This is a genomic window from Enterobacter cloacae complex sp. HYC003_NIDB (assembly GCF_056673375.1).
In genome coordinates, this window is the sequence record NZ_CP114220.1 from 3,995,965 (window position 1) to 4,019,946 (window position 23,982).

The following is a 23,982-nucleotide window of genomic DNA, read 5'->3' on the forward strand; positions in this document are numbered from 1 at the left end:
CGCGCTTACAGGCTGCAGAGAAATGTGCAGCCTGTGCTTTTCACCCTGCGTTTTATTAATTTAGATAGTATCAACGATGACTCATTCATAGTGATAATATTAACGCCACGCGTTTCTCTTGATGCTTATAACACTCATTTCACACACCCTCCCTTTCAGAATTAAACTCATTTCGTTAAAAATTAAAGTAATAAAATATTTTATGAGCCTGTGAAATTTCATAATAATAAATTAAAATGGTTTTATTAAGACACAATTTTACATGTATTACTATTAAGCTAACCATCAAAAGAAACGACCTGACCCTGGAAGTTCAAGAGCTAACTATCTGGACTATCGGCCTCACTTGAAATTAGATTAACTAAAAATTAATTTAAGCATGTTTAAATACAAAGTTAATCAAAACAATACTATATTCGCCCTGCTTTTAATCTAAAGCTGAATTGGTTTTCTACAAACTCTTTTCTAATAAATGGATGTTCAAAATGTTCAAAAAATCTCTTTTAGCCGCAACTGTGGCTGTAATGGCAATGGGCTCTGTTTCTGCAATGGCGGCTGATGTAGGCGTGATCACTTTTGATGGCGCGGTAACTGACACCACTTGCGTAATCACTTCCAATAACGGTGTTGACGCCAATAACGTCACCATTACCATGCCTGTAGTTAAAAAGGCAGACGTGGAAAAAACTACCGTTGACACTGGCGTTGGGTCTAAAGAGTTCGAACTGCATCTGAGCGAATGCCCGGATACACTGACCAAAGCGTCCGCGACCTTTACCTCTCAGCAGTTCGCAGAACTGTCTAACGGTACGCTTAAAACCGACCCAACGGTGACCGGTCATGCTGATAACGTAAGTCTTGCGCTGTTCAACAACACCACCACCAGCTCCGATCGCGTCATGATCGGCCAGCCGAACAACAACACTCAGGAAGCTACACTGGAAGCGGGTAAAGGCACTCTGGCCTACCGTGTGGCGTACGTTCCGAGCGCCGACTGGGCTGCTGGTACTAACGATATCGCGGCCGGTAAAGTGAGCAGCAACGTCACTTTCACCATGTCTTACCAGTAATAGCTGCATTTTAGTTCTGCGCTCACGGATGAGGTGGGCGCATGTTTGTTTAATGGATGACATTATGCGCCTTTCAAAAATGAATGTTACCGCACTGTTTTGCAGCGCGGCTTTTTTAGTTTCTAGCTCTGCATTTGCAGATATCGTGATTTCCGGCACGCGCGTTATTTATCCGCAGTCTGCAAAAGACGTTACTGTCAAAATGGAAAACCGCGGTAATAAGCCACTTTTGGTCCAGGTATGGCTCGATGATGGTCGTGATACCACTAACCCAGAAGAGCTAAAAGTTCCGTTTATCGTCACCCCCCCCGTTTCACGCGTTGATCCAGCTAAAGGCCAAACCGTGCGTATTACATGGCTTGGACAAGCAATGCCCCAGGACCGCGAAACCATGTACTGGTTTAACGTGCTTGAAGTGCCACCGAAAACCAAAGACACCGACAGCCAGAATATGCTGCAGCTGGCGTTTAGAACACGCATAAAAATGTTCTTCCGGCCTGATGGTTTGAAAGGCGATTCTTCTGTAGCAGCAGCACAGCTTAAATGGACGCAGCAAAATAATGCGCTGGTAGCGCGTAATGACTCCCCATATTACGTCTCCGTCGCAAAAATCGATATCAGCGCCGGCGGCAAAAAAATCGAAATCGATCCGCATGTGGTCGCTCCTTTTGCAAGCCAGTCGTACGCACTGAAAGAGGCTGGCTCCATCAAGGTTAAAAAAATGACCTACACATCTATAAATGATTACGGCGGCGCTGAACCTCACGAGACCACCGTTAATTAAGAAGAACTGTACATTAATTAGTAGCTAACGGATTAGTGATAGCAATGTTATTTCGCCACTCGTTTCTTTGTATTGCCATATGCACAGCCCTTCAGACTGCAAGTTTTGCCGCTGAGAGTGCGGCTGTGCCATCCTCTGGTAGTGAAGAGGTCGAATTCAACGATCAGTTCCTGTACAAAACAGGAACCAATATTGATGTTAGCCGCTTTTCCCGCGGGAACCCGGTAGTACCAGGCACATTCAAAACGCAGCTTGTTCTTAATGGGCAAAAGAAACTGCTTACCGATTTCACCTTCAAAGATAACGGGACTCCCCGCGCACAACCTTGCTTCACCCCGAAAATATTGATGCAAATTGGCCTTAAAGCAGAGGCTATTCAGGCTGCGACAGGCAAAGACAGTGCTGTTGAAAATGCTGAGGAAACCTGTGTCGAATTACAGCACGCTTTTACGGGTGCCTCCTGGGATTTCGATGCAGGTACACAAGAATTGAGTCTGATTGTTCCACAAATTTATGTTGAACATCGTCCTGGGGGATATGTCGATCCCTCTCTGTGGGAAGACGGCATTACCGCGGGAACATTATCCTACGATCTTAACGCCTGGCATTCCGACACGCCTGACGGTTCGAGCGATACTGCTTACGCCGGGCTTAAATATGGCCTGAATATGGGACCATGGCGCTTACGTTCACGCGGGACATTGAACTGGGATCAGGAAAGTGGCTCCGACTATTCAAGCCAGGATATTTATCTACAGCGTGATATCACTTCCCTGCGAGCTCAGTTACTGGTGGGTGATTCCTATACGCGTGGGGATACGTTTAACTCGTTAAATCTGCGTGGATTACGCATGTATAACGACGATCGCATGCTCCCTGGCGGTATTTCAACCTACGCCCCCACTATCCGTGGCGTAGCGAAAAGTAACGCTAAAGTTACCGTTAGCCAAAACGGAAACAAGATTTATGAAAGCACGGTGCCACCGGGCGCTTTCGAGCTTAATGACCTCAGCACAACCGGCTATGGCAGTGACCTGATCGTCACGGTTGAAGAGTCAGACGGCAGCACACGTACCTTTTCAGTGCCCTACTCCTCCGTCAGCCAACTACTGCGCCCCGGGTATAGCCGCTGGGATATCGGCGCTGGTGAATTAAATGACAATGGCCTTCGTGATAAGCCTCGTCTGGGTTATGCCACTGGTTATTACGGCTTAAGCAATCTGTTTACCGGTTACGCTGGCGTGCAGTATATGGACACGGGCTATTTCTCAGGTCTGCTTGGCATTGCGATGAACACGTATATAGGCGCGTTCGCCTTCGACGTGACACATTCCGATGCGGATGTGGATGGTATAGGAACGTTGACAGGTCAAAGTTATCGCCTTTCATGGAGTAAGCTCGTTGAAGAGACGCAGACCTCGTTCAACGTTGCAGCGTATCGCTTCTCCACCGAAGACTATTTGACGTTAAACGATGCGGCTTCGCTGTCAGAAGACGTTAAATACCGGGATATATCGCGTAATCCAGAGCACACGGGCAACGATGTATACAATCACTTCCAACGTATGAAGAACCAAATTCAGCTAAACATCAGTCAACCGCTCAGCTCCGGAAAAGATGCTTATGGTTCATTATATCTGACGGGAAGCTGGCAGGATTACTGGAATAATACCAGTTCCACTTCACAATATTCCGTTGGTTATAACAACTCATTCTGGCTGGGTAGCTATAGCGTATCGTTACAGCGCAGCTACGACGAGTATGGCGAGAAAGATGACAGTGTTTACCTGAATCTGACGATTCCATTGGAGAATCTGCTGGGCCATAAGCGCCATCCAGCCGGTTTCTCCAGCATTAACACAAGTATGAGTTCTGATTTTAAAAAGAATACCTCCTTCAACACCAGCGCCAATGGCAATACAGATGATTACCGCTTCAGTTACAGCGTAAACACCAGTACGACCCATTCTGATAGCGGTGATATTAACCAGCTAGGCGGGTATGGCACTTACAACAGTTCCTATGGTCCGCTAAGCCTTTCTGCTTCGGCTTCCGATGACAGCAGTCGTCAGTACTCCATGAGTTACAGCGGGGGAATGATGGTACATGCAGGCGGTCTAACGCTGGCACCAGGAAGTATAGGTGACACCGATACGCTGGCACTGGTCAATGCGCCAGGTGCAAAAGGGGCTCGTTTGACCATCGGTGACGGTGTCATTGGCAGCTCTGGTTACGCCATTATGCCCTATCTGACGGCCTATCGGGAGAACACTGTAGGTATCGATATTTCCAGTCTGGAATCAGACGTGGAGGTAAAAAGCACCAGCACAGTGTCAGTGCCGCGCAGTGGTGCCATCGTACAGGTGGATTTTGAAACCGACCAGGGCCGCTCATTGCTGCTCGACCTTCATCGCTCTGATAACGGATTTATACCGTTAGGAGCCAACGTGCTGGATGAAAAGGGGCTGTCGATTGGTTCCGTTGGTCAGGCGGGTCAGGCTTATGTGCGTGGAGTAGAAGACAATGGAACGCTGCGGGTGGTATGGGGCAGTGATGCAAACAGCACATGTACCGTGACTTACCACATAACTCCCTCTGCTCAGAAAGTGGGTCTGATGACGGTACTCGCTAACCAAACTTGCCAGATATAACGATTTTTTAACAGGGAGTTATTTTTAATGAAGAAAACATTGTCACTGACAAGCCTCAGCACATTGCTTGCTCTGGCGTTAAGTTCACAGGCTATGGCAGCAACAACGAATCTGGATGTTACGTTTACCGCCTCACTGCGGGAAACCACCTGCGATGTAAAAATTGAGGGCGGCGCAGGTGATGGAAAAAATAACACTATTCCAATCGGTACTAGTGGCAAGACCTCGCTAGCAGATATCACTGCGGGCTCAGACGTGGCCAGCACAACGTTTAAGCTTAAAATCGTTGAGTGTCCATCCAGCCTACAGTCATTAAAAACCACGATCACCGGCATCAAGTCGGTATATTCCGATACCATCATTAACAATAGTGCGACCGGAACAAAAGCAGACTATACCGGTGTGTCTATCGCCCGCTCTGCTGCACCTACTGCGCCATTTACCATCAATGCCACTGATGATGCTAAACGTCTGGTCTGGACGGCGGCCGAAATCAGTAGCAAAGAAGTCTCCCTTATTGCCCGTATGGCGGAAACAAAAGCAGGTCTTGCAACTACGGGTGACTTCAGTGCAGTTGCCACTTTTAACTTTGAATACCAGTAAGCGGAAGGATACGCAAAGATGAACATAAAATCGTCCACACTGATTGCTCTGGCAATTTCTTCCGGTCTCTTCAGCGCCGCCAGTAGCGCGATTACAGGTACTACCAGCGTTCAGGCAACCTTTACCTCTACGGTTGAGGCGGGGACCTGTACTGCGCAGATCCAAAACAGCGGTGGTCAACAAATTACGACGTTGCCATTTGGAGATGTTTTTAAGTCAGACCTTGTGGCTCAAAGCCGAAGCGAACCATTCAAAATCGTTTTTAGCAGCTGTGCAGGTGTGAAAACTGCGAGCGTACAAGCAACCACCGGAGCGGGAGGGGAGTGTTCTGGCGATGCGAAAAATGGTGATTCATTTAACGCCAGTAATGGCGCGGCCTTTGAAGTCTGGAAAGGAACGTCTGGATCAGGAATGCTGATGAACTGTAGTACAAAACCGTCACAAGCCGTCACTATTAGCGGTGCATCCGCTAGTGTAGATATGAATGCACGTATCGTGATCGCAAAAGATAAAACGATCGCAGATGTCACCGCCGGTGACGTTAGCGCGCCCGTGACGTTTGTCGTCACTTACCAGTAATAATCATGGGCAGAGCAGAGATGTCAAACAAACAGAAAAATAAGGTTCTCAAAAGATCGGTGATCTTCGCAGGACTCATTGCCTGGCACTGGTCTGCCCCATGCCTGTCAGCGGAAACAGGCATGGATGTCACGCTTGATGCCAATATTGTCGAAAACACCTGCCAGATTTCGATTCCAGATGGAGGAAAAGTACATCTGCCGACGGTCAGTAAGAATTGGTTTTATAACCCCGATGGAAGCTCGCGTTTGCAGCCTACAGATGCAGCAAGCGGCACCCCGTTTACAGTGCGGGTAGAAAGTTGCTCTGGCGATAATATCTCGGTAAATGCGGTGGATTTCAGTTTCCAGCCACAAAGCAAGCAGTGGCCGGTTGGCACTCGCCAGGTGTTTATCAACGAAACCAAGGTCCTGGAAGGCGGAGCAGAAAACACGGGTGTCGTTATCTTTTCAAAAGCGTTAAACACCAATGTACTGAACGCGGACGGTAGCTCCAGCGTGTTAATCGATGCAGGCGCAGATAGCTGGGTGAAAGATTATCCATTTTATGCACGCTTACAGAACGTCGGCCTCGTGAAAGCGGGAAGAGTGACGAGTAGTGTTGTGGTTAATGCCACCTATAACTAGAGTAAACAGGAAGAATATACTCATGAGTAACACAGGATGGTTTAATATTTTTGCATGGGCAAGACTGTTCGCGGCAAGTCTACTGCTACTGCAAGGGTATGCTTGGGGTGAATGCCATTTTGGCTATAGTGGCGAGGGCGGGACCTCAACGATTGTCAATACCCTTGCAAATTCACCTGTCTATTTTAAATCCAGTTACAACACGGGAATACCGGGCCATTTTAGTGAGATTGCGGGCCCCTTTAATGCACAACTTTCCCCAGGGCTTTGGTCTCAGTGCGATGCAGGAAACGAAGGTGAACAAATGTCAAATATCACCTACGACGTGGTTGGGACTACCGACGAAGGGTACGCGCTTTGGCCAACCAATATTGACGGGATTGCTTATGCAGTGAGGGTTTATAGCGATAGCAACCCTGGAGCATATTTTCAATATTCCTCTGGTCAATGGATAAACCTTCCCATAAACGCGTCGAAAACAGATCATAATTGGAAAATCCAAATCAAGCTTTATCAGCGAGACAGTATTCTGGGTAACCCTGAACATGTTTCGGTAATAACCCCACAAGGGTCAAAAAAAATCGGTGGGATGTCCATTGGAGGGCATACGGACAGCGACAACCAACCCTGGTGGTTTAATATTACGCCGTCATCTTTTAGCATTCCGGTTGCCGCCGCCACCTGTCAGGCAGCCATGGTCAATGGCGGCAGTAATAACGTTGATTTTGGTGAAGTTATGTTCTCCGATGTGAAAAACAGCGGCTGGTATCCACATAAACAATTTAATTTGCAGCTCAAAGGTTGTGCTAATACGGTGGGTATTTATTATAAAGTCAGCTCCAATACAACCACCTCTGTTCCCGGGACGGGGGTTGTGTTGACCAATATCTTGACTTCGAATGCCGCGAGAGGGGTTGGTGTCTTAATAAACGAAGAGTTTCCCTCCAACCCAGGGGGACATGGAGAACCGATAATTAACGATCCCACACCAATTTATGCACCTCTTCGCACGGTAGGCACCAGCGAAAACATTGATTTACCTTTTAATGCCTATTTTATGGAATATACCAGCGATATTGCTGCCGGTAATTTCAAAGCGGTGGCGACATTCTCAATAGAGTATTTGTAATCACCCCTGCGGCTGATTGCTGATCAGCCGCGACATCGTCTCCAGCGAATCCGTTCTCAGAATATACAGCCGCTTCAGTAAGAACGGATTATCCCCCGGCTTCACCTTCCCTTTCACCGTTGTCACCGCCAGATGAAAACCGGCATCATTCGCGGCTTTAATCGCTTTATTGTCATACCCGCCAAACGGGTACGAAACATACAGCACGCGCGGGTTGAACTGCGCCAGTGCACGCCGTGAGCGTTCAAAATCGAACAGGATCACGTGATAGCTGCGGCTCAATAAGATGGGGTGTTTATACCCATCTACGCGATGCAGGAAGTGGGTGTGAGACTGAATGTCGAACACATCCTGAATAGCCTTAATTTCCTGAACGCTCATAAACTGTAGCGATCGGGGATCCCACTTCTGCGGGTGACCTTTGATTCGGGATGAAATAATAAACGCCGTCGCGTTGAAGCCATACTCTTTCAGCACCGGATACGCGTAGCGGCTCACCGATTTCAGGCCATCATCAAAAGTGATCACCACCGCTTTCGCGGGGAGGTTCATCTTGTTACGCACGTACCCTTCAAGCTGGTACATTGTCAGCGTGGTATAGCCTTGATCGCGTAACCAGGCCATCTGATTATTAAACGCACGTACGCTGGTTGTCGTGGAGGTATGTCGAAAACGGGTGTTCTCTTCATCACGCAGGATATGGTGGTAGGTCAGAATCGGCAGTCCGTTATCTTCCTGTGCATCCAGGCTGCTGATCCACGCCAGACGATTGCCGATGCGGATCTGAAACCAGGTCTGGTTCAGGCGATCTTTCAGCTTATTAAGAATCGGATAGCGAAGATTGGCGCTTAAGGTGCCAAAGGGCGCGCTTCCGCTGCTGGGGGCATTATACACTGGCGTGTCTTTCCAGGTGATGAGGTTTTGATTGCTGAGCGGCTTGTTCAGATCGCCCAGACTATCCTCAACGCGTTGCTTACCCTGCACTTTTTCCAGGTGCTCTTTATCAATAAACCCCGTACCGAATCCGAAACGAAATTCATAGTAATCCGCCGCGGCCGGAAAGACGGCGAGGATCTGCCCGGCGCGGACATTGCCCACGTTCACGACGGCATTTCCCACCTGCGCCCAGATGGCCGCATCTTCGGTGGTTTGCATATATTGGGCAGGAAGGCCTTGCTGACTGGTCAGGCTGGCAGACGCACCACCGGAGACCAGTAGCAGAAGGATAAAGATAACGCGCATGAGCATGGGATATAAATCGATACGGAAAATCAGTCGCCATTGTAGCAAAAGCGACATCAATACCAATGTTTAATGCTTATACAGATCGTGAAGCAGAACGAAAGGCGGATTCTTCTGCTGCTGGTGCCACAGGCTGCTCACGCCCGGCGAGCCTTGCGCCACAATGGCGTGACGAAACTCAGCGCTGCTCAACGTTGCGCGCAGCGGATACATCGCTTCGAGTAAAGGCAGGCTGATACCGGAGATCACTTCACAGTTATCATGCTTATGGCTCATTAACGCCGCTGAACGGTAAGGCGCCGCGCCCGATCTGTCGGTGAGAAAAATCACGCCATCACCGGTGTCGGTTTCATGCAGCGCGTCGCACATCATCCGGCTTAGCATATTGGTGCTCAGCCCTCGCCAGTAATTTACCGCACGACATTGCGCCAGAGGGCCAAATCGCGCCTCCAGCTTCAGGAGCATTTCCTGTGCCTCTTCATCGTGGCAGGTGATAACCCATCCCAGCATAACGTCTCTCCTTAGCAGGCGAGTAGTTTATCCAGGTGAAGGTTAGTTTACGGTGATAACTGTCAAAGAAAGTGCCCGGCAAACAGAACGTCGCCGGGCAGAAGATTAGCTACGCAGCCCACGTCCACGCTGGATCAGATACCAGCACAGCAGATAGAACGCCACGATAAATACCGCCAGCACCACAACGGTGGTGAACAGCGGGACATCGTTAATGCCGAGGAAACCAAAGCGGAAGCCGCTGATCATATAGACAATCGGGTTCAGGTGCGACAGCGCCTGCCAGAACGGCGGCAGCAGCGTCAGGGAGTAGAACACCCCGCCCAGATAGGTTAGCGGCGTCAGCACAAAGGTCGGGATCAGGCTGATGTCATCGAACGTTTTGGCGAACACGGCGTTCAGCAAGCCGGCCAGTGAGAACAGGATCGCCGTCAGCAATAGCGTGAGCGCCACGAACAGCCACGAGTGCACCTGGAACGGCACGAAGAACAGCGAAATCGCCGTCACCAGAATACCCACGCACAGCCCGCGCGCCACGCCGCCGCCCACGTAACCGGCGATAATGACGTGCGTCGGCACTGGCGCCACCAGCAGCTCTTCAATGTTGCGCTGGAACTTGGCGCTGAAGAATGAGGACGCTACGTTCGCGTAAGCGTTGGTGATCACTGCCATCATGATCAGGCCCGGCACGATAAACTGCATATAGGTAAAGCCGTGCATCTCACCAATGCGGGAGCCAATCAGGTTGCCGAAAATGATGAAGTAGAGCGTCATGGTGATCACCGGCGGCACCAGGGTTTGCACCCAGATGCGCATAAAGCGGTTAATCTCTTTCGCCCAGATGCTTTTCAGCGCGACCCAGTAAAGATGCGTCATGCCTTGTCTCCTTGTTTATCGTGCACCAGAGAGACAAACAGCTCTTCCAGTCGGTTCGCTTTGTTACGCATGCTTAATACCTGAACGCCCTGCGCGCTCAGTTGGGAGAACACGCTGTTGATGCCCTGCTCGCGCAGCACTTCTACCTCCAGCGTCGAGGTATCGACCAGGCGATAGTTATACCCCTCCAGCTTCGGCAGGGCGCTTTTCGCCGCCAGATCGAGGATAAAGGTCTCTGATTTTAGCTTGGAGAGCAGGTTCTTCATCGAGGTGTTTTCCACCAGCTCGCCGTGCTGAATGATGCCGATGTTGCGGCACAGCATCTCTGCCTCTTCAAGGTAGTGCGTGGTCAGAATGATGGTGGTGCCTTTGTCGTTCAGATCCTTCAGGAAGCCCCACATGGAACGACGCAGTTCAATATCCACGCCAGCGGTCGGTTCATCAAGAATGAGCAGCTTTGGCTCGTGCATCAGCGCGCGAGCAATCATCAGGCGGCGCTTCATCCCCCCGGACAACATCCGCGCGCGCTCGTTACGCTTCTCCCACAGGTCAAGCTGTTTGAGATACTTTTCGCTGCGCTCCAGCGCTTCTTTGCGCTCAACGCCATAGTAACCCGCCTGGTTAACAACAATCTGCTGTACCGTCTCAAACGGATTGAAGTTGAACTCCTGCGGCACCAGCCCCAGCTGGCGCTTGGCGTTGACCACGTCTTTTTGCAGGTCGTAGCCAAACACGCTAACGCGGCCAGACGTTTTATTGACCAGCGAGCTGATAATCCCGATGGTGGTCGATTTTCCCGCCCCGTTCGGCCCCAGAAGCGCGTAGAAATCTCCCGCTTCGACTTTAAGATCTATCCCGCGCAGCGCCTGGACGCCCCCCGGGTAGGTTTTTTTGAGCTGTTCAAGCTCCAGTGCAATCGCCATGAATTCAACTTACCTTAAGTTCTGACACACGTTGTGTGGTTTCATTAAAAGTCGGGTTACCCTATAGTAGCGCAACGCAATCACTTGGTTACAGGTCGCTAACCTCCATGAACGACATAGATACACTCATCAGCAACAATGCACTATGGTCAAAAATGCTGGTGGAGGAAGACCCCGGATTTTTTGGAAAACTGGCACAGGCGCAGAACCCGCGCTTTCTCTGGATTGGATGTTCCGACAGCCGCGTCCCCGCCGAACGTCTGACCGGTCTTGAACCGGGCGAACTGTTTGTTCACCGCAATGTGGCTAACCTCGTTATTCATACCGATCTCAACTGCCTTTCGGTTGTTCAGTATGCCGTTGACGTTCTGGAGGTTGAGCACATCATTATTTGTGGCCACTACGGCTGCGGCGGCGTACAGGCGGCGGTCGAAAATACAGAGCTGGGGTTAATCGATAACTGGCTGCTGCACATCCGTGATATCTGGTTCAAACATAGCTCACTGCTGGGCGAAATGCCGCAGGAGCGCCGTCTCGACACGCTGTGTGAGCTGAACGTGATGGAGCAGGTCTATAACCTGGGCCACTCGACGATTATGCAGTCTGCCTGGAAACGCGGACAGAAGGTCTCCATCCACGGCTGGGCGTACGGTATTCACGACGGCCTGCTACGCAATCTGGAAGTGACCGCCACCAACCGCGAAACGCTGGAACAGCGTTACCGCTCGGGAATTGCCAACCTCAAGCTTAAGCACGTTAACCATAAATAACAAAGCCGGGGGTTTTCACCCTCTCCCTGTGGGAGAGGGCTGGGGTGAGAGCATCAGCCCGCAATTATTCGTCCAGAATCACTACTTTCCCAACATACGGCAGATGGCGATAACGCTGCGCGTAATCAATGCCGTAACCCACCACGAATTCGTCCGGGATGGAGAAACCAACGAACTCCACCGGCACCTGCACTTCACGGCGCTCAGGCTTATCCAGCAGAGTACAAATCGCCAGTGATTTTGGTTCACGCAGGCTCAGGATCTCACGCACTTTAGAGAGCGTGTTGCCGGAGTCGATGATGTCCTCAACAATCAACACATCTTTGCCACGAATATCTTCATCCAGATCTTTCAGGATTTTCACATCACGGGTTGTGGACATGCCGCTGCCGTAGCTGGAGGCGGTCATAAAATCGACCTCGTGCGGCACCTGCACTTCACGGCACAGGTCTGCCATGAACATGAAAGAGCCACGCAACAGACCGACCAGCACCATTTCGCTGCCGCTGTCCTTGTAATGTTCGGTGATTTGACGACCCAGTTCGGCGATACGCGCTTTGATCTCGGCTTCCGGGATCATCACTTCAACAGTATGTTTCATATTACTAACCAAATGATTTTAGTGAAAATCTCTCAATGCGGATGACTCTCGCTCCGGCATCGATACGCAAGCCAGCCATTATACCAGTAAATGGATAAGCCTGGCGTATGAGTTATAAAAAGCAATATTTGTGATTCCGATCACAGTTGTTAATACCTATAATTAATTGCTAGCAAATAATTAACAAAACTGACGAGTACTTTTCTATGGCTGAAACAAAAACTAAACAGCCGCGTCTACTGGTGACATTAACAGCCGCGTTTGCCGCATTCTGCGCGCTGTATTTGTTAATCGGTGGCGTATGGCTGGTCGCGATTGGCGGCTCCTGGTACTACCCGATTGCGGGTCTGGTTATGGTTGGCGTAACCGTCCTGCTTTTACGCAGAAAACAATCTGCTCTGTGGCTGTACGCAGCGTTACTGCTCGCAACCATGATCTGGGGCGTCTGGGAAGTCGGGTTCGACTTCTGGGCGTTGACGCCGCGCAGCGACATTCTGGTCTTCTTCGGTATCTGGCTGATCCTGCCGTTTGTCTGGCGTCGTCTGATCGTCCCTTCCAGTGGCGCCGTGGCCGGTCTGGTCGTTGCCCTGCTGATTAGTGGCGGCATCCTGACCTGGGCCGGTTTTAACGACCCGCAGGAGATCAACGGTACGCTGAACGCGGAATCCACGCCGGCTGCGGCTATTTCGCAGGTGGCGGACGGTGACTGGCCTGCTTATGGTCGTAACCAGGAAGGTCAACGCTACTCTCCGCTGAAGCAGATCAACGCGGACAACGTGAAAAACCTGAAGGAAGCCTGGGTATTCCGTACCGGCGACCTGAAGATGCCAAACGATCCGGGTGAGCTGACCAACGAAGTGACCCCGATTAAAGTGGGCAACATGCTCTACCTGTGTACGGCGCACCAGCGTCTGTTCGCGCTCGACGCGGCTACCGGTAAAGAGAAATGGCACTTTGATCCACAGCTGAACTCCAACCCGTCGTTCCAGCACATTACCTGCCGCGGCGTCTCTTACCACGAAGCGCGCGCCGATAATGCCAGCCCGGAAGTCATTGCCGACTGTCCTCGCCGCATTATGCTGCCGGTGAACGATGGCCGCCTGTTTGCCATTAACGCTGAGACCGGCAAGCTGTGCGAAACCTTCGCCAATAAAGGCATTCTGAATCTTCAGACCAACATGCCGGACACCACGCCGGGCCTGTATGAGCCGACCTCCCCGCCAATCATCACCGATAAAACCATCGTGATTGCCGGTTCGGTAACGGATAACTTCTCCACCCGTGAAACCTCCGGCGTTATCCGTGGTTTCGACGTGAACACCGGTAAACTGCTGTGGGCCTTCGACCCGGGCGCGAAAGATCCTAACGCGATCCCATCGGATGAACACACCTTTACCTTTAACTCACCGAACTCCTGGGCACCGGCAGCGTATGACGCGAAGCTGGACCTGGTCTATCTGCCGATGGGCGTGACCACGCCGGATATCTGGGGCGGTAACCGTACGCCGGAGCAGGAACGTTACGCCAGCTCCATCGTGGCGCTGAACGCAACGACCGGTAAACTGGCATGGAGCTACCAGACCGTTCACCACGATCTGTGGGATATGGATATGCCGTCCCAGCCGACGCTGGCGGACATTACCGTTAACGGTAAAACCGTACCGGTGATTTACGCCCCGGCGAAAACCGGTAACATCTTCGTGCTTGATCGTAGCAACGGTAAGCTGGTTGTTCCTGCGCCGGAAAAACCGGTTCCGCAGGGTGCGGCCAAAGGCGACTACGTCACCAAAACGCAGCCGTTCTCTGACCTGAGCTTCCGTCCGAAGAAAGATCTCAGCGGTGCAGACATGTGGGGTGCCACCATGTTTGACCAGCTGGTATGTCGCGTGATGTTCCACCAGCTGCGCTACGAAGGGATTTTCACCCCGCCGTCAGAGCAGGGTACGCTGGTCTTCCCGGGTAACCTGGGGATGTTCGAATGGGGTGGGATCTCCGTTGACCCTAACCGTCAGGTCGCCATCGCTAACCCAATGGCGCTGCCGTTCGTTTCCCGCCTGATCCCTCGTGGTCCGGGTAACCCAATGGAGCAGCCGAAAGATGCGAAAGGCAGCGGTACCGAAGCCGGTATCCAGCCGCAGTATGGCGTTCCTTATGGTGTGACCCTGAATCCGTTCCTTTCTCCGTTCGGTCTGCCGTGTAAACAGCCTGCCTGGGGTTATATCTCCGGTCTGGATCTGAAGACCAACAAGATCGTCTGGAAGAAACGTATTGGTACGCCACAGGACAGCATGCCGTTCCCGATGCCTGTTCCAGTGCCGTTCAATATGGGTATGCCAATGCTGGGTGGCCCAATCTCCACCGCCGGTAACGTGCTGTTCATCGCGGCAACCGCAGATAACTACCTGCGCGCGTACAACATGACCAACGGTGAGAAACTGTGGCAAGGCCGTCTGCCAGCCGGTGGACAGGCAACGCCGATGACCTATGAAGTGAATGGCAAGCAGTACGTTGTCATCTCTGCGGGTGGTCACGGTTCGTTTGGCACGAAGATGGGCGACTATATTGTCGCGTATGCACTGCCTGACGACGCTAAGTAACGAAAAAGCCCGGTGGCGCTAACGCTTACCGGGCCTACGGGTGCCCTATGTAGGCCGGGTAAGGCGAAGCCGCCACCCGGCTTTTTTTATACGGTAAAACCGAGCATCATCCCCGTATCTTCATGCTCCAGCAGATGACAGTGGGCCATATAGGCAAACTCTTTCGGCGCCTCGTGGTCGAACTTCACCAGCACCTCGCTGACGCCGCCTTCCACCCTCACCGTATCTTTCCAGCCCGCACGATGCGCCTCCGGCGCTTTACCATTTTCAGACAGAATACGGAACTGCGTGCCGTGGATATGGAACGGGTGCAGCATCATGTCGCCTTCGCCTGAAATCACCCAGCGTTCAAACTGCCCTTTCGTGGCGGCGAACATGGGCGTGTTCATATCGAACGCTTTGCCGTTGATGCGGTTGGCGTTGTGGAAATCGAAACCATGGCCGCCGTGATCCATGCCGCCCATTTTACCGTGGTCCATATTCATATGGCCCATCATCTGGCCATGATGCATTCCCGCCATGGCCTGATTGCCGTACTTCTTCATTAGCGCCTGCATGCCCATCATGTCGAGCATCGGATCCATAGAAAGCTGAAGTTTACGCTGCGTAAGCCCGTCCAGCGACGGGAGTGCTGGCAGCGTGGTGAGGGTCTCCGGCAGCGTACCGGAGGCGGTGATCTGTAGCGGCTGAATGCGCAGGACCGGATGCGGCTTATCAAACGGCGCAACGGCCATCCCCATCTGGCTGACCGGCAGGGTCACCAGGTCAAACGCTTTGCCATCGCTGATGTCCACCAGCACCTCGAAGCGCTCCCCCATCAGCATCGGCAGCTCGCTCACCTTCACCGGCTCCGGCAGCAGGCCGCCGTCGCTTGCCACCACGTAAAGCGGGCGTTTATCGCTGGTGGCGAAGTTCAGCGAGCGGGCGTTACAGCCGTTAAGCAGACGTAAGCGCAGCCAGCCTTTTGGCGCGGCATGCTGCGGGTAGATCGCGCCGTTGGTCAGGAGTGTATCGCCAAACCAGCCTACCGCCGCGCTCATTACGTCCAGCTGATAGTCAATTTGCCCGTCAGCGTTGAATTTTTTGTCCTGCACAATCACCGGGACATCGTCGATTCCCCACTGTTTTGGCAGGCGCAGCAGGCGGCTTTCATCGTCTTCAATCAGCACCAGGCCGGCCAGCCCCATCGCCACCTGATGGCCCGTTTTGCCATGCTGATGCGGGTGGAACCAGCAGGTCGCCGCGCGTTGTTCCGGAGTAAAGGTTACGCTGCGTTTACCACCAGGCCTGATAATGCCCTGAGGCCCTCCATCCACTTCGCCCGGGACTTCCAGCCCGTGCCAGTGCAGCGTGGTCTCTTCCGCAAGCGTGTTATGAATGTCTACCGTCACCGCCTTCCCTTTGCGTAACTGCAACGCCGGGCCGAGCAGATTGCCGTTATAGCCCCACGTCGTGGCGGCGTGCTGACCGAACGTGGTTTTACCGGCCTGCACCACAAGCTGAATGCGGCTGCGGGCATCTGCGGCGAGTAATTCAGGAATGGGTAAAGCCGGTCTGTCGGCGGCAAAAACGGCGCGGCTCCAGAGAGGTAACGCGCTGGCAACCCCCAGCGCGGCAGAAAATTTTAAAAAATCACGACGTTGCATGTGCATTTCCTTATTTCCAGCAGGCGATCTTTTGAGCATAAACCCTCCCCTTACCGGAAGGTCAAGCACGGCGGCAATAATAAAGATCGTCGGCCTGGCATCAAGTATGCTAACGTTAATTTTCCGTGATGCAGTGGTAAAGGCAATGAAGACGTTTTTCAGAACAATTTTGTTCGCCAGCCTGATGGCGATGTGTGCGAACAGTTACGCGCTAAGTGAAAACGAAGCGGAAGATATGGCCGATCTGACGGCAGTTTTTGTTTTTCTGAAAAACGATTGTGGTTACCAGAATTTACCCAATGGGCAAATTCGTCGCGCACTGGTCTTTTTTGCCCAGCAGAACCAATGGGACCTCAGCAACTACGACAGCTTCGACATGAAGGCGCTCGGTGAAGACAGCTACCGTGATTTAAGCGGTATTGGCATTCCCACTGCTAAAAAATGCAAAGCGCTGGCTCGCGATTCACTCAGCCTGCTCGCCTACGTGAAGTAACCTTCCCGACGCCCCTTGTTGACCCGTTAACCGCCTCACGGCGGTGTTGTGTTGCGCCCATCTGCCGGATGTAATGGATGTTAACGAAGGAGGTGCTCCCCATGACCGAAAAAACGGTATGGCAAGAAACGCTGCATGACCAGTTTGGTCAGTATTTTGCCGTGGATAACGTGCTCTATCATGAGAAAACCGATCATCAGGATTTGATAATCTTCGAAAACGCCGCCTTTGGCCGCGTGATGGCGCTGGACGGCGTGGTGCAAACCACCGAGCGCGACGAGTTTATCTATCACGAAATGATGACCCACGTCCCGCTGCTGGCCCACGGCCACGCGAAGGACGTGCTGATTATCGGCGGCGGCGACGGCGCGATGCTGCGTGAAGTCTCTCGCCATCAGAATGTCGAAACCATCACCATGGTGGAAATCGACGCCGGTGTGGTGTCGTTCTGCCGCCAGTATCTGCCCAACCATAATGCCGGCAGCTATGACGATCCGCGGTTTAATCTGGTTATCGATGATGGCGTCAATTTTGTTAACCAGACTACGCAAACGTTTGATGTCATTATCTCTGACTGTACCGACCCTATCGGTCCGGGCGCGTCGCTGTTTACCTCGTCGTTTTACGAAGGCTGCAAGCGCTGCCTGAAGCCTGGCGGAATTTTTGTGGCGCAAAACGGCGTTTGCTTCCTGCAACAGGATGAAGCGCTTGATAGCCACCGTAAGCTGAGCACCTATTTTGCTGACGTCAGCTTCTACCAGGCGGCGATCCCCACTTACTACGGCGGGATCATGACCTTTGCCTGGGCGACGGATAACGACGTTCTGCGCCATCTCTCTACCGAGATCGTGCAGGCCCGCTTCCACCAGGCCGGACTCCAGTGCCGCTACTACAACCCGGCGATCCACACCGCAGCCTTTGCGTTGCCTCAATATCTGCAAGACGCGCTGTCCTCAAAGGAGGTGAACTAATTGAAAAAGCTTAAACTGCATGGCTTTAACAATCTGACCAAAAGCCTGAGTTTTTGTATTTACGATATCTGCTACGCCAAAACAGCAGAAGAGCGCGATGGTTACATCGCCTATATCGATGAACTCTACAACGCCAACCGTCTGACCGAGATCCTGACAGAGACCTGCTCGATTATCGGCGCGAACATCCTGAATATCGCGCGCCAGGATTATGAGCCTCAGGGTGCGAGCGTCACCATTCTGGTGAGTGAAGAGCCGGTTGACCCGAAGCTTATCGACAAAACCGAGCACCCCGGCCCGCTGCCGGAAGTGGTAGTCGCCCACCTGGATAAAAGCCACATCTGCGTGCACACCTACCCGGAAAGCCACCCGGAAGGCGGGCTGTGTACCTTCCGCGCGGATATTGAAGTGTCGACCTGCGGCGTGATTTCACCGCTGAATGCGTTGAATTATTTAATCCACCAGCTGGAATCCGATATCGTCACTATTGATTATCGCGTGCGCGGTTTTACCCGTGATATCAACGGCATGAAGCACTTCATTGATCATGAGATCAACTCCATTCAGAACTTCATGTCCGAAGACATGAAGTCGCTGTACGACATGATGGATGTGAACGTCTATCAGGAGAATATCTTCCATACCAAGATGATGCTTAAAGAGTTCGATCTTAAGCACTACATGTTCCACACCAGGCCGGAAGATTTAAGTGACGAAGAGCGTAAGGTCATTACCGACCTGCTCTGGAAAGAGATGCGCGAAATTTACTACGGCCGTAACATTCCGACCGTGTAAACGTGATCCGGAGCAGGGACGCTTCGGGGAATTACTTCTGTTTCATAAAATCGCGGTAGGCGTTCAACACGCTCAGGAAGTCTTCCACGCCGCACAGCGACAGGCTCTCTTCGTCGTAGTAACTCATTCCCTCTTCCATCTCATCACCCGAGAACTCAAGTTGGTTGGCGCGCACCATCACCTCTTCGCCATCCATCCACAGCGTGTATTCGTGCCCGGCGCGTTGCCAGGAGCGTTCACTGCCTTTCACCGTTTCCGCCGCCTGTTCGACTTCATCCAGCAGCGCGAGGTTCTCTTTCACCTCTTCGTTAAACCAGTGTCCAACGGCTTCGTGCCCCATCGACATTCGCACTTTCACCACGCCGGTGATGTCGCGCAAAAATTCGTAATCCATAGCGTTTTCCTCTGCAAAGCCATTAGGGTAATTATCGCAGCAGAGAGGAAGAAAAAAAGCGGGAGAGGTGGGAGGAATGAAAATAAAAAACCCACCGACGTTGCGATGGGTTTTGTAGGCCCGGTAAGCGTAGCGCCACCGGGCAATGGGTCAGGTGCGGAGCGGTCTGGTGCCCTCACCCCCAGCCCCTCTCCCACGGGAGAGGGTAGCATTTATACTGCGGTCTGGAAGATCACCCCGTCAGCCTTCTCGGTGTACTGAGAGAGCTGGTCGAAGTTCAGATAACGATAAGTATCCACCGCCGTCTTATCTACCTGAGCCACAAAGGTCTGGTACTCTTCCGGCGTTGGCAGTTTGCCAATCAGCGCCGCAACCGCCGCCAGCTCCGCAGAGGCCAGGTAAACGTTCGCCCCGGTTCCTAAACGGTTAGGGAAGTTACGGGTTGAGGTGGAAACCACCGTCGCACCGTCGGCCACGCGCGCCTGGTTGCCCATACACAGGGAACAGCCAGGGATTTCGATACGCGCCCCGCTCTTACCAAACACGCTGTAGTAGCCCTCTTCGGTCAGCTGCGCCGCATCCATACGGGTTGGCGGCGCCACCCACAGACGGGTCGGCAGCTGGCCTTTGTGGGTATCCAGCAGCTTACCGGCAGCACGGAAGTGGCCGATGTTGGTCATACAGGAGCCGATGAACACTTCGTCGATCTTATCGCCCTGCACGTCAGAGAGCAGACGCGCATCGTCCGGATCGTTAGGCGCACACAGGATTGGCTCTTTGATATCCGCCAGATCGATCTCAATCACCGCCGCGTACTCTGCGTCAGCGTCGGCTTCCAGCAGCTGCGGATCCGCCAGCCATTTTTCCATGCCCTGAATACGACGCTCCAGCGTACGACGGTCGCCGTAGCCTTCCGCTATCATCCACTTCAGCAGCACGATGTTGGAGGTCAGATACTCAATAATCGGCTCTTTGTTCAGCTTGATGGTACAGCCCGCCGCAGAACGCTCGGCAGAGGCATCGGTCAGCTCGAACGCCTGCTCCACTTTCAGATCCGGCAGACCTTCAATTTCCAGAATGCGGCCAGAGAAGATGTTTTTCTTGCCTTTCTTCTCGACGGTCAGCAGACCCTGTTTAATGGCATACAGCGGGATCGCGTGCACCAGATCGCGCAGGGTAATGCCCGGCTGCATTTTACCTTTGAAGCGCACCAGCACCGATTCCGGCATATCCAGCGGCATCACGCCGGTCGCTGCGGCAAACGCCACCAGACCGGAACCCGCCGGGAAGGAGATCCCGATTGGGAAACGGGTATGGGAGTCACCGCCGGTACCGACGGTATCCGGCAGCAGCATGCGGTTCAGCCAGGAGTGGATAACGCCGTCGCCCGGACGCAGGGAGACACCGCCACGGTTCATAATGAAGTCTGGCAGCGTGTGGTGCGTGGTTACGTCAACCGGCTTCGGATACGCCGCGGTGTGGCAGAAGGATTGCATCACCAGATCGGAAGAGAAGCCCAGGCACGCCAGGTCTTTCAGTTCATCACGGGTCATTGGGCCAGTGGTGTCCTGAGACCCCACGGAGGTCATTTTCGGTTCGCAGTACGCGCCAGGACGGATACCAGTGACGCCGCAGGCGCGACCCACCATTTTCTGCGCCAGAGAGTAACCGCGGTTGCTCTCGGCCACGTCTTTCGCCTGACGGAATACGTCACTGTGCGGCAGACCCAGCGCTTCACGCGCTTTGGTGGTCAGGCCACGGCCGATGATCAGCGGAATACGGCCACCGGCACGCACTTCGTCGATCAGCACGTCGGTTTTCAGTTCGAAGCTGGCCAGCAGTTCGTTGGTTTCGTGGTTGCGCACTTCGCCTTTATACGGGTAAACGTCAATCACGTCGCCCATGTTCAGGTTGCTCACGTCCACTTCAATTGGCAGCGCGCCCGCATCTTCCATGGTGTTGAAGAAGATTGGCGCAATTTTGCCGCCGAGGCACAGGCCGCCGCCGCGCTTGTTCGGCACGTGCGGAATGTCGTCGCCCATGAACCACAGCACGGAGTTGGTGGCGGATTTACGGGAAGAACCGGTACCAACCACGTCACCGACGTAAGCCAGCGGGAAACCTTTTTGTTGCAGGGCTTCGATCTGTTTGATCGGGCCAACCACGCCTGGCTGATCCGGCTCAATGCCTTCACGGGCGTTTTTCAGCATCGCCAGGGCGTGCAGTGGGATATCCGGGCGAGACCATGCATCCGGCGCCGGAGAAAGGTCATCGGTGTTGGTTTCACCGGTCACTTTAAAGACGGTAACGGTAATTTTTTCAGCAAGCTGAGGGCGGTTAAGGAACCATTCGGCATCGGCCCAGGACTGCATCACCTGCTTCGCGTAAACGTTGCCTGCTTTGGCTTTTTCTTCCACATCGTAGAAGTTATCGAACATCAGCAGCGTTGAAGAGAGCGCTTTGGCAGCAATTGGCGCCAGCTTGTCGTTATCCAGCGCGTCAATCAGCGGATGAATGTTATAGCCGCCCTGCATGGTGCCGAGCAGTTCAATCGCTTTTTCAGGAGTAACCAGTGGGGAGGTGGCTTCGCCTTTGGCAACGGCGGCAAGGAATCCGGCTTTTACGTAGGCAGCTTCATCTACGCCAGGCGGTACACGGTTGATCAGCAGATCTAACAGGAATTCTTCTTCGCCCTCAGGCGGGTTCTTCAGCAGCTCGACGAGCGCGGCCATTTGGGTTGCATCTAACGGTTTGGGTACAATTCCCTCGGCGGCACGTTCTGCTACGTGCTTACGGTATTCTTCTAGCACGACGGTTCTCCTCGCTCTCATTGTCATATGCGGCGGGCGTTCTCTTCACGCTCCTGTGAGACAGCAGTTTGTAGGGTAAATGCCCGATACCGCGTCGGGCAGCATAGCAGGATTTCTGCACAGTGTTAATCTGTTTACAAAAAAGCAACATTAAAAAATTTGCTGAATCGTTAAGCATGGTATAGCACCCCGTCACCGGGCCCGAAAGCAGTTCCGTAAGTTTGTCGCCACCCCAGCAGCTAGCTGCTGGCCGCTCGCAAGAGCGGCCTTCTGAATGTCCGTCGCCTGCTCAGCCATCCGATATAATTGTGTAATAAATACTCACACTCTTTATCCGGATGCTTCGGAGGTTTTCCCAACAAAAGTCAAAACTGTAAAACACGGGTGAATGATACTCGCGGCAACAGCAACGCCTCACGGCACTGCACTCGTCTCGTTGGAGTCAATCTATGAAGTTGCCTTTTAAACCACATCTTCTTGTTCTGCTTTGCAGTGCGGGGCTGTTTGCCACCTCGGGCGTCATGTTCGTTAAAAGCCGCGCAACGGAACCCGCTCCCGCACTTGCGCCGGTAGCCCCGCAGCTCCCCGCCCCGACAGCACAACCTGCCCCGGTGGCGACTCCGGCCTATACCGCCGCGCAGATCGATCAGTGGACAGCGCCCATTGCGCTCTATCCCGACGCGCTGCTGTCGCAAATTCTGATGGCCTCAACCTATCCGGCGAGCGTGATTCAGGCCGCCCAGTGGTCAAAGGACAACCCTAAAATGCAGGGCGATACCGCCATTCAGGCGGTCAGCGGGCAGCCATGGGATGCCAGCGTGAAATCGCTGGTCGCCTTTCCGCAGTTAATGTCGTTGATGGGAGAAAACCCGTCGTGGGTACAGAGCCTCGGCGACGCCTTTCTGGCCCAGCCAAAGGATGTGATGGATTCCATGCAGCGTCTGCGCCTGCTCGCGCAGCAGACAGGCACGTTGCAATCCACCCCGCAGCAGACCGTCACCACCGTGAAAAAATCTGCGCCAGCTTCCGCCAGTACAGCCGCGACGTCAACGTCGGCTAGTCCGACGGTGATTAAAATTGAGCCAGCCGATCCACAGGTGGTTTATGTCCCTACCTACACCCCTTCCACCGTTTACGGCACGTGGCCAAACGCCAGCTATCCGCCAGTGTATCTGCCCCCGTCTCCCGGCCAGCAGTTTACCAATAGTTTTGTCAGAGGCTTTGGCTATAGCCTCGGCGTAGCCACTACCTATGCGCTGTTCAGTAACATCGACTGGGACGATGACGACGATCATCATCACGATCATGATGACGATCACCACGGCGGTTATTCGCATAACGGCGATAACATTAATATTAATGTTAATAACTTCAATAAGATCACCGGCGAGCACCGTACCGATAATCATCAGGTCTGGCAGCATAATCCGGCCTACCGCAACGGCGTGCCCTACGCCAATAGCCAGCTTGCCAGCCGCTATCATCAGACTTCAGTGCCGGGAGGGCTGAGCGCTACCCGGCAGCAGACGGTCAACCGCGATAGCCAGCGGCAGGCTGCGATGGCGCAGATACAGCAGTCGACGGGCAAAACCCTCACACAGCTACAGCATGGCGACGCGCATTTCCCGCAACATTCAGCGTCCGCGCAGCAGCTGAAGCAGCTCTCTCAGCGCAGCAACTATCGCGGCTACGACAGCGCGCGGCCCCACGCACAACGGATGAATAATACTCTTGCGCAAACCAGACGCCCGACGCAGGTTCAGCATCAGCCGCTGCGGGCAAACGCCCTGAGCGGCAACGACAGCCGCTCGGCCAACTGGCAGGCCCAGCACCAGCGCGGGCTGCAAAGCCGCCAGCAGCTGTCCGAACATCATACCGAACACCGTGAATTCCATCGTCGTTAAGGAAGCCG

The 23,982-nt window shown here is 53.1% G+C and carries 21 protein-coding genes; 13 read left to right on the top strand and 8 right to left on the bottom strand.

Annotation, left to right across the window (positions count from 1 at the left end; all coding sequences use genetic code 11):
• The first annotated feature begins 485 nt into the window (after positions 1–485).
• The 7 genes from O1722_RS19185 (at position 486) to O1722_RS19215 (ending at position 7,442) form a co-directional block, all read left to right on the top strand.
• Complete coding sequence (locus tag O1722_RS19185; RefSeq protein ID WP_033486457.1) at positions 486–1,070, top strand: fimbrial protein; 585 nt, start codon at positions 486–488, stop codon at positions 1,068–1,070.
• Positions 1,071–1,149: 79 nt separating this feature from the next.
• Positions 1,150–1,854 (top strand): fimbrial chaperone, encoded by a 705-nt coding sequence (locus tag O1722_RS19190; protein ID WP_370532108.1) that lies wholly within the window; start codon positions 1,150–1,152, stop codon positions 1,852–1,854.
• Positions 1,855–1,898: 44 nt separating this feature from the next.
• Positions 1,899–4,505 carry an outer membrane usher protein gene (locus tag O1722_RS19195; RefSeq protein ID WP_033486456.1) on the top strand — a complete coding sequence of 869 codons (2,607 nt, stop codon included), beginning with the start codon at positions 1,899–1,901 and terminating at the stop codon, positions 4,503–4,505.
• A 27-nt stretch (positions 4,506–4,532) separates the two neighbouring features.
• Complete coding sequence (locus O1722_RS19200; RefSeq protein WP_050515866.1) at positions 4,533–5,108, top strand: fimbrial protein; 576 nt, start codon at positions 4,533–4,535, stop codon at positions 5,106–5,108.
• Positions 5,109–5,126: 18 nt separating this feature from the next.
• Positions 5,127–5,687 (top strand): fimbrial protein, encoded by a 561-nt coding sequence (locus O1722_RS19205; protein WP_072203305.1) that lies wholly within the window; start codon positions 5,127–5,129, stop codon positions 5,685–5,687.
• A gap of 20 nt (positions 5,688–5,707) precedes the next feature.
• On the top strand, positions 5,708–6,313 hold the full coding sequence (locus O1722_RS19210; RefSeq protein ID WP_479954373.1) for a fimbrial-like protein: 606 nt from the start codon (positions 5,708–5,710) through the stop codon (positions 6,311–6,313).
• A 22-nt stretch (positions 6,314–6,335) separates the two neighbouring features.
• Positions 6,336–7,442: a fimbrial protein gene (locus O1722_RS19215; protein WP_058686583.1), complete on the top strand. Its 1,107-nt coding sequence runs from the start codon at positions 6,336–6,338 to the stop codon at positions 7,440–7,442.
• On the opposite strand, the gene O1722_RS19220 is transcribed toward O1722_RS19215, so the two are convergent.
• The 4 genes from O1722_RS19220 to O1722_RS19235 form a co-directional block, all read right to left on the bottom strand.
• Positions 7,443–8,690 carry a polysaccharide deacetylase family protein gene (locus O1722_RS19220; protein ID WP_033486453.1) on the bottom strand — a complete coding sequence of 416 codons (1,248 nt, stop codon included), beginning with the start codon at positions 8,688–8,690 and terminating at the stop codon, positions 7,443–7,445.
• 63 nt (positions 8,691–8,753) lie between these two features.
• Complete coding sequence (locus O1722_RS19225; RefSeq protein ID WP_015572698.1) at positions 8,754–9,194, bottom strand: PTS sugar transporter subunit IIA; 441 nt, start codon at positions 9,192–9,194, stop codon at positions 8,754–8,756.
• A gap of 105 nt (positions 9,195–9,299) precedes the next feature.
• Positions 9,300–10,070, bottom strand: a complete 771-nt coding sequence (locus O1722_RS19230) for an ABC transporter permease (RefSeq protein ID WP_032652590.1) — start codon at positions 10,068–10,070, stop codon at positions 9,300–9,302.
• On the bottom strand, positions 10,067–10,993 hold the full coding sequence (locus O1722_RS19235; RefSeq protein WP_017383763.1) for an ABC transporter ATP-binding protein: 927 nt from the start codon (positions 10,991–10,993) through the stop codon (positions 10,067–10,069). The genes O1722_RS19230 and O1722_RS19235 overlap by 4 nt, the downstream gene beginning before the upstream one ends.
• A gap of 107 nt (positions 10,994–11,100) precedes the next feature.
• On the opposite strand from O1722_RS19235, the gene can reads away from it, so the two are divergent.
• The gene (can, locus tag O1722_RS19240) at positions 11,101–11,763 is read left to right on the top strand and encodes a carbonate dehydratase (protein ID WP_003856301.1); all 663 of its coding nucleotides are present in this window, start codon (positions 11,101–11,103) and stop codon (positions 11,761–11,763) included.
• Positions 11,764–11,827: 64 nt separating this feature from the next.
• On the opposite strand, the gene hpt is transcribed toward can, so the two are convergent.
• Positions 11,828–12,364, bottom strand: coding sequence for a hypoxanthine phosphoribosyltransferase (hpt, locus tag O1722_RS19245; protein ID WP_003856303.1), 537 nt, complete (start codon positions 12,362–12,364; stop codon positions 11,828–11,830).
• Positions 12,365–12,570: 206 nt separating this feature from the next.
• Between hpt and O1722_RS19250 the strand changes: the two genes are divergently transcribed.
• On the top strand, positions 12,571–14,961 hold the full coding sequence (locus tag O1722_RS19250; protein ID WP_003856304.1) for a glucose/quinate/shikimate family membrane-bound PQQ-dependent dehydrogenase: 2,391 nt from the start codon (positions 12,571–12,573) through the stop codon (positions 14,959–14,961).
• 86 nt (positions 14,962–15,047) lie between these two features.
• On the opposite strand, the gene cueO is transcribed toward O1722_RS19250, so the two are convergent.
• A complete protein-coding gene (gene cueO, locus O1722_RS19255) occupies positions 15,048–16,607 on the bottom strand; it encodes a multicopper oxidase CueO (RefSeq protein ID WP_032652587.1) in 1,560 nt (519 codons plus the stop codon).
• A gap of 145 nt (positions 16,608–16,752) precedes the next feature.
• Between cueO and O1722_RS19260 the strand changes: the two genes are divergently transcribed.
• The 3 genes from O1722_RS19260 to speD all read left to right on the top strand — a co-directional run bounded on the left by O1722_RS19260 (position 16,753) and on the right by speD (position 18,866).
• Positions 16,753–17,100, top strand: coding sequence for a YacC family pilotin-like protein (locus tag O1722_RS19260; protein WP_003856306.1), 348 nt, complete (start codon positions 16,753–16,755; stop codon positions 17,098–17,100).
• 101 nt (positions 17,101–17,201) lie between these two features.
• Positions 17,202–18,071: a polyamine aminopropyltransferase gene (gene speE, locus O1722_RS19265; protein ID WP_015572694.1), complete on the top strand. Its 870-nt coding sequence runs from the start codon at positions 17,202–17,204 to the stop codon at positions 18,069–18,071.
• Complete coding sequence (gene speD, locus O1722_RS19270) at positions 18,072–18,866, top strand: adenosylmethionine decarboxylase (RefSeq protein WP_017694500.1); 795 nt, start codon at positions 18,072–18,074, stop codon at positions 18,864–18,866.
• 31 nt (positions 18,867–18,897) lie between these two features.
• Here speD and yacL read toward each other — a convergent pair whose 3' ends face one another.
• Entirely contained in the window at positions 18,898–19,260 is a 363-nt protein-coding gene (yacL, locus tag O1722_RS19275) for a protein YacL (protein ID WP_017694501.1), read from the bottom strand.
• Between the two features lie 212 nt (positions 19,261–19,472).
• Entirely contained in the window at positions 19,473–22,070 is a 2,598-nt protein-coding gene (gene acnB / locus O1722_RS19280) for a bifunctional aconitate hydratase 2/2-methylisocitrate dehydratase (RefSeq protein ID WP_017383766.1), read from the bottom strand.
• 449 nt (positions 22,071–22,519) lie between these two features.
• Between acnB and O1722_RS19285 the strand changes: the two genes are divergently transcribed.
• Complete coding sequence (locus tag O1722_RS19285; protein WP_033486451.1) at positions 22,520–23,974, top strand: DUF3300 domain-containing protein; 1,455 nt, start codon at positions 22,520–22,522, stop codon at positions 23,972–23,974.
• The last annotated feature ends 8 nt before the right edge of the window (positions 23,975–23,982 follow it).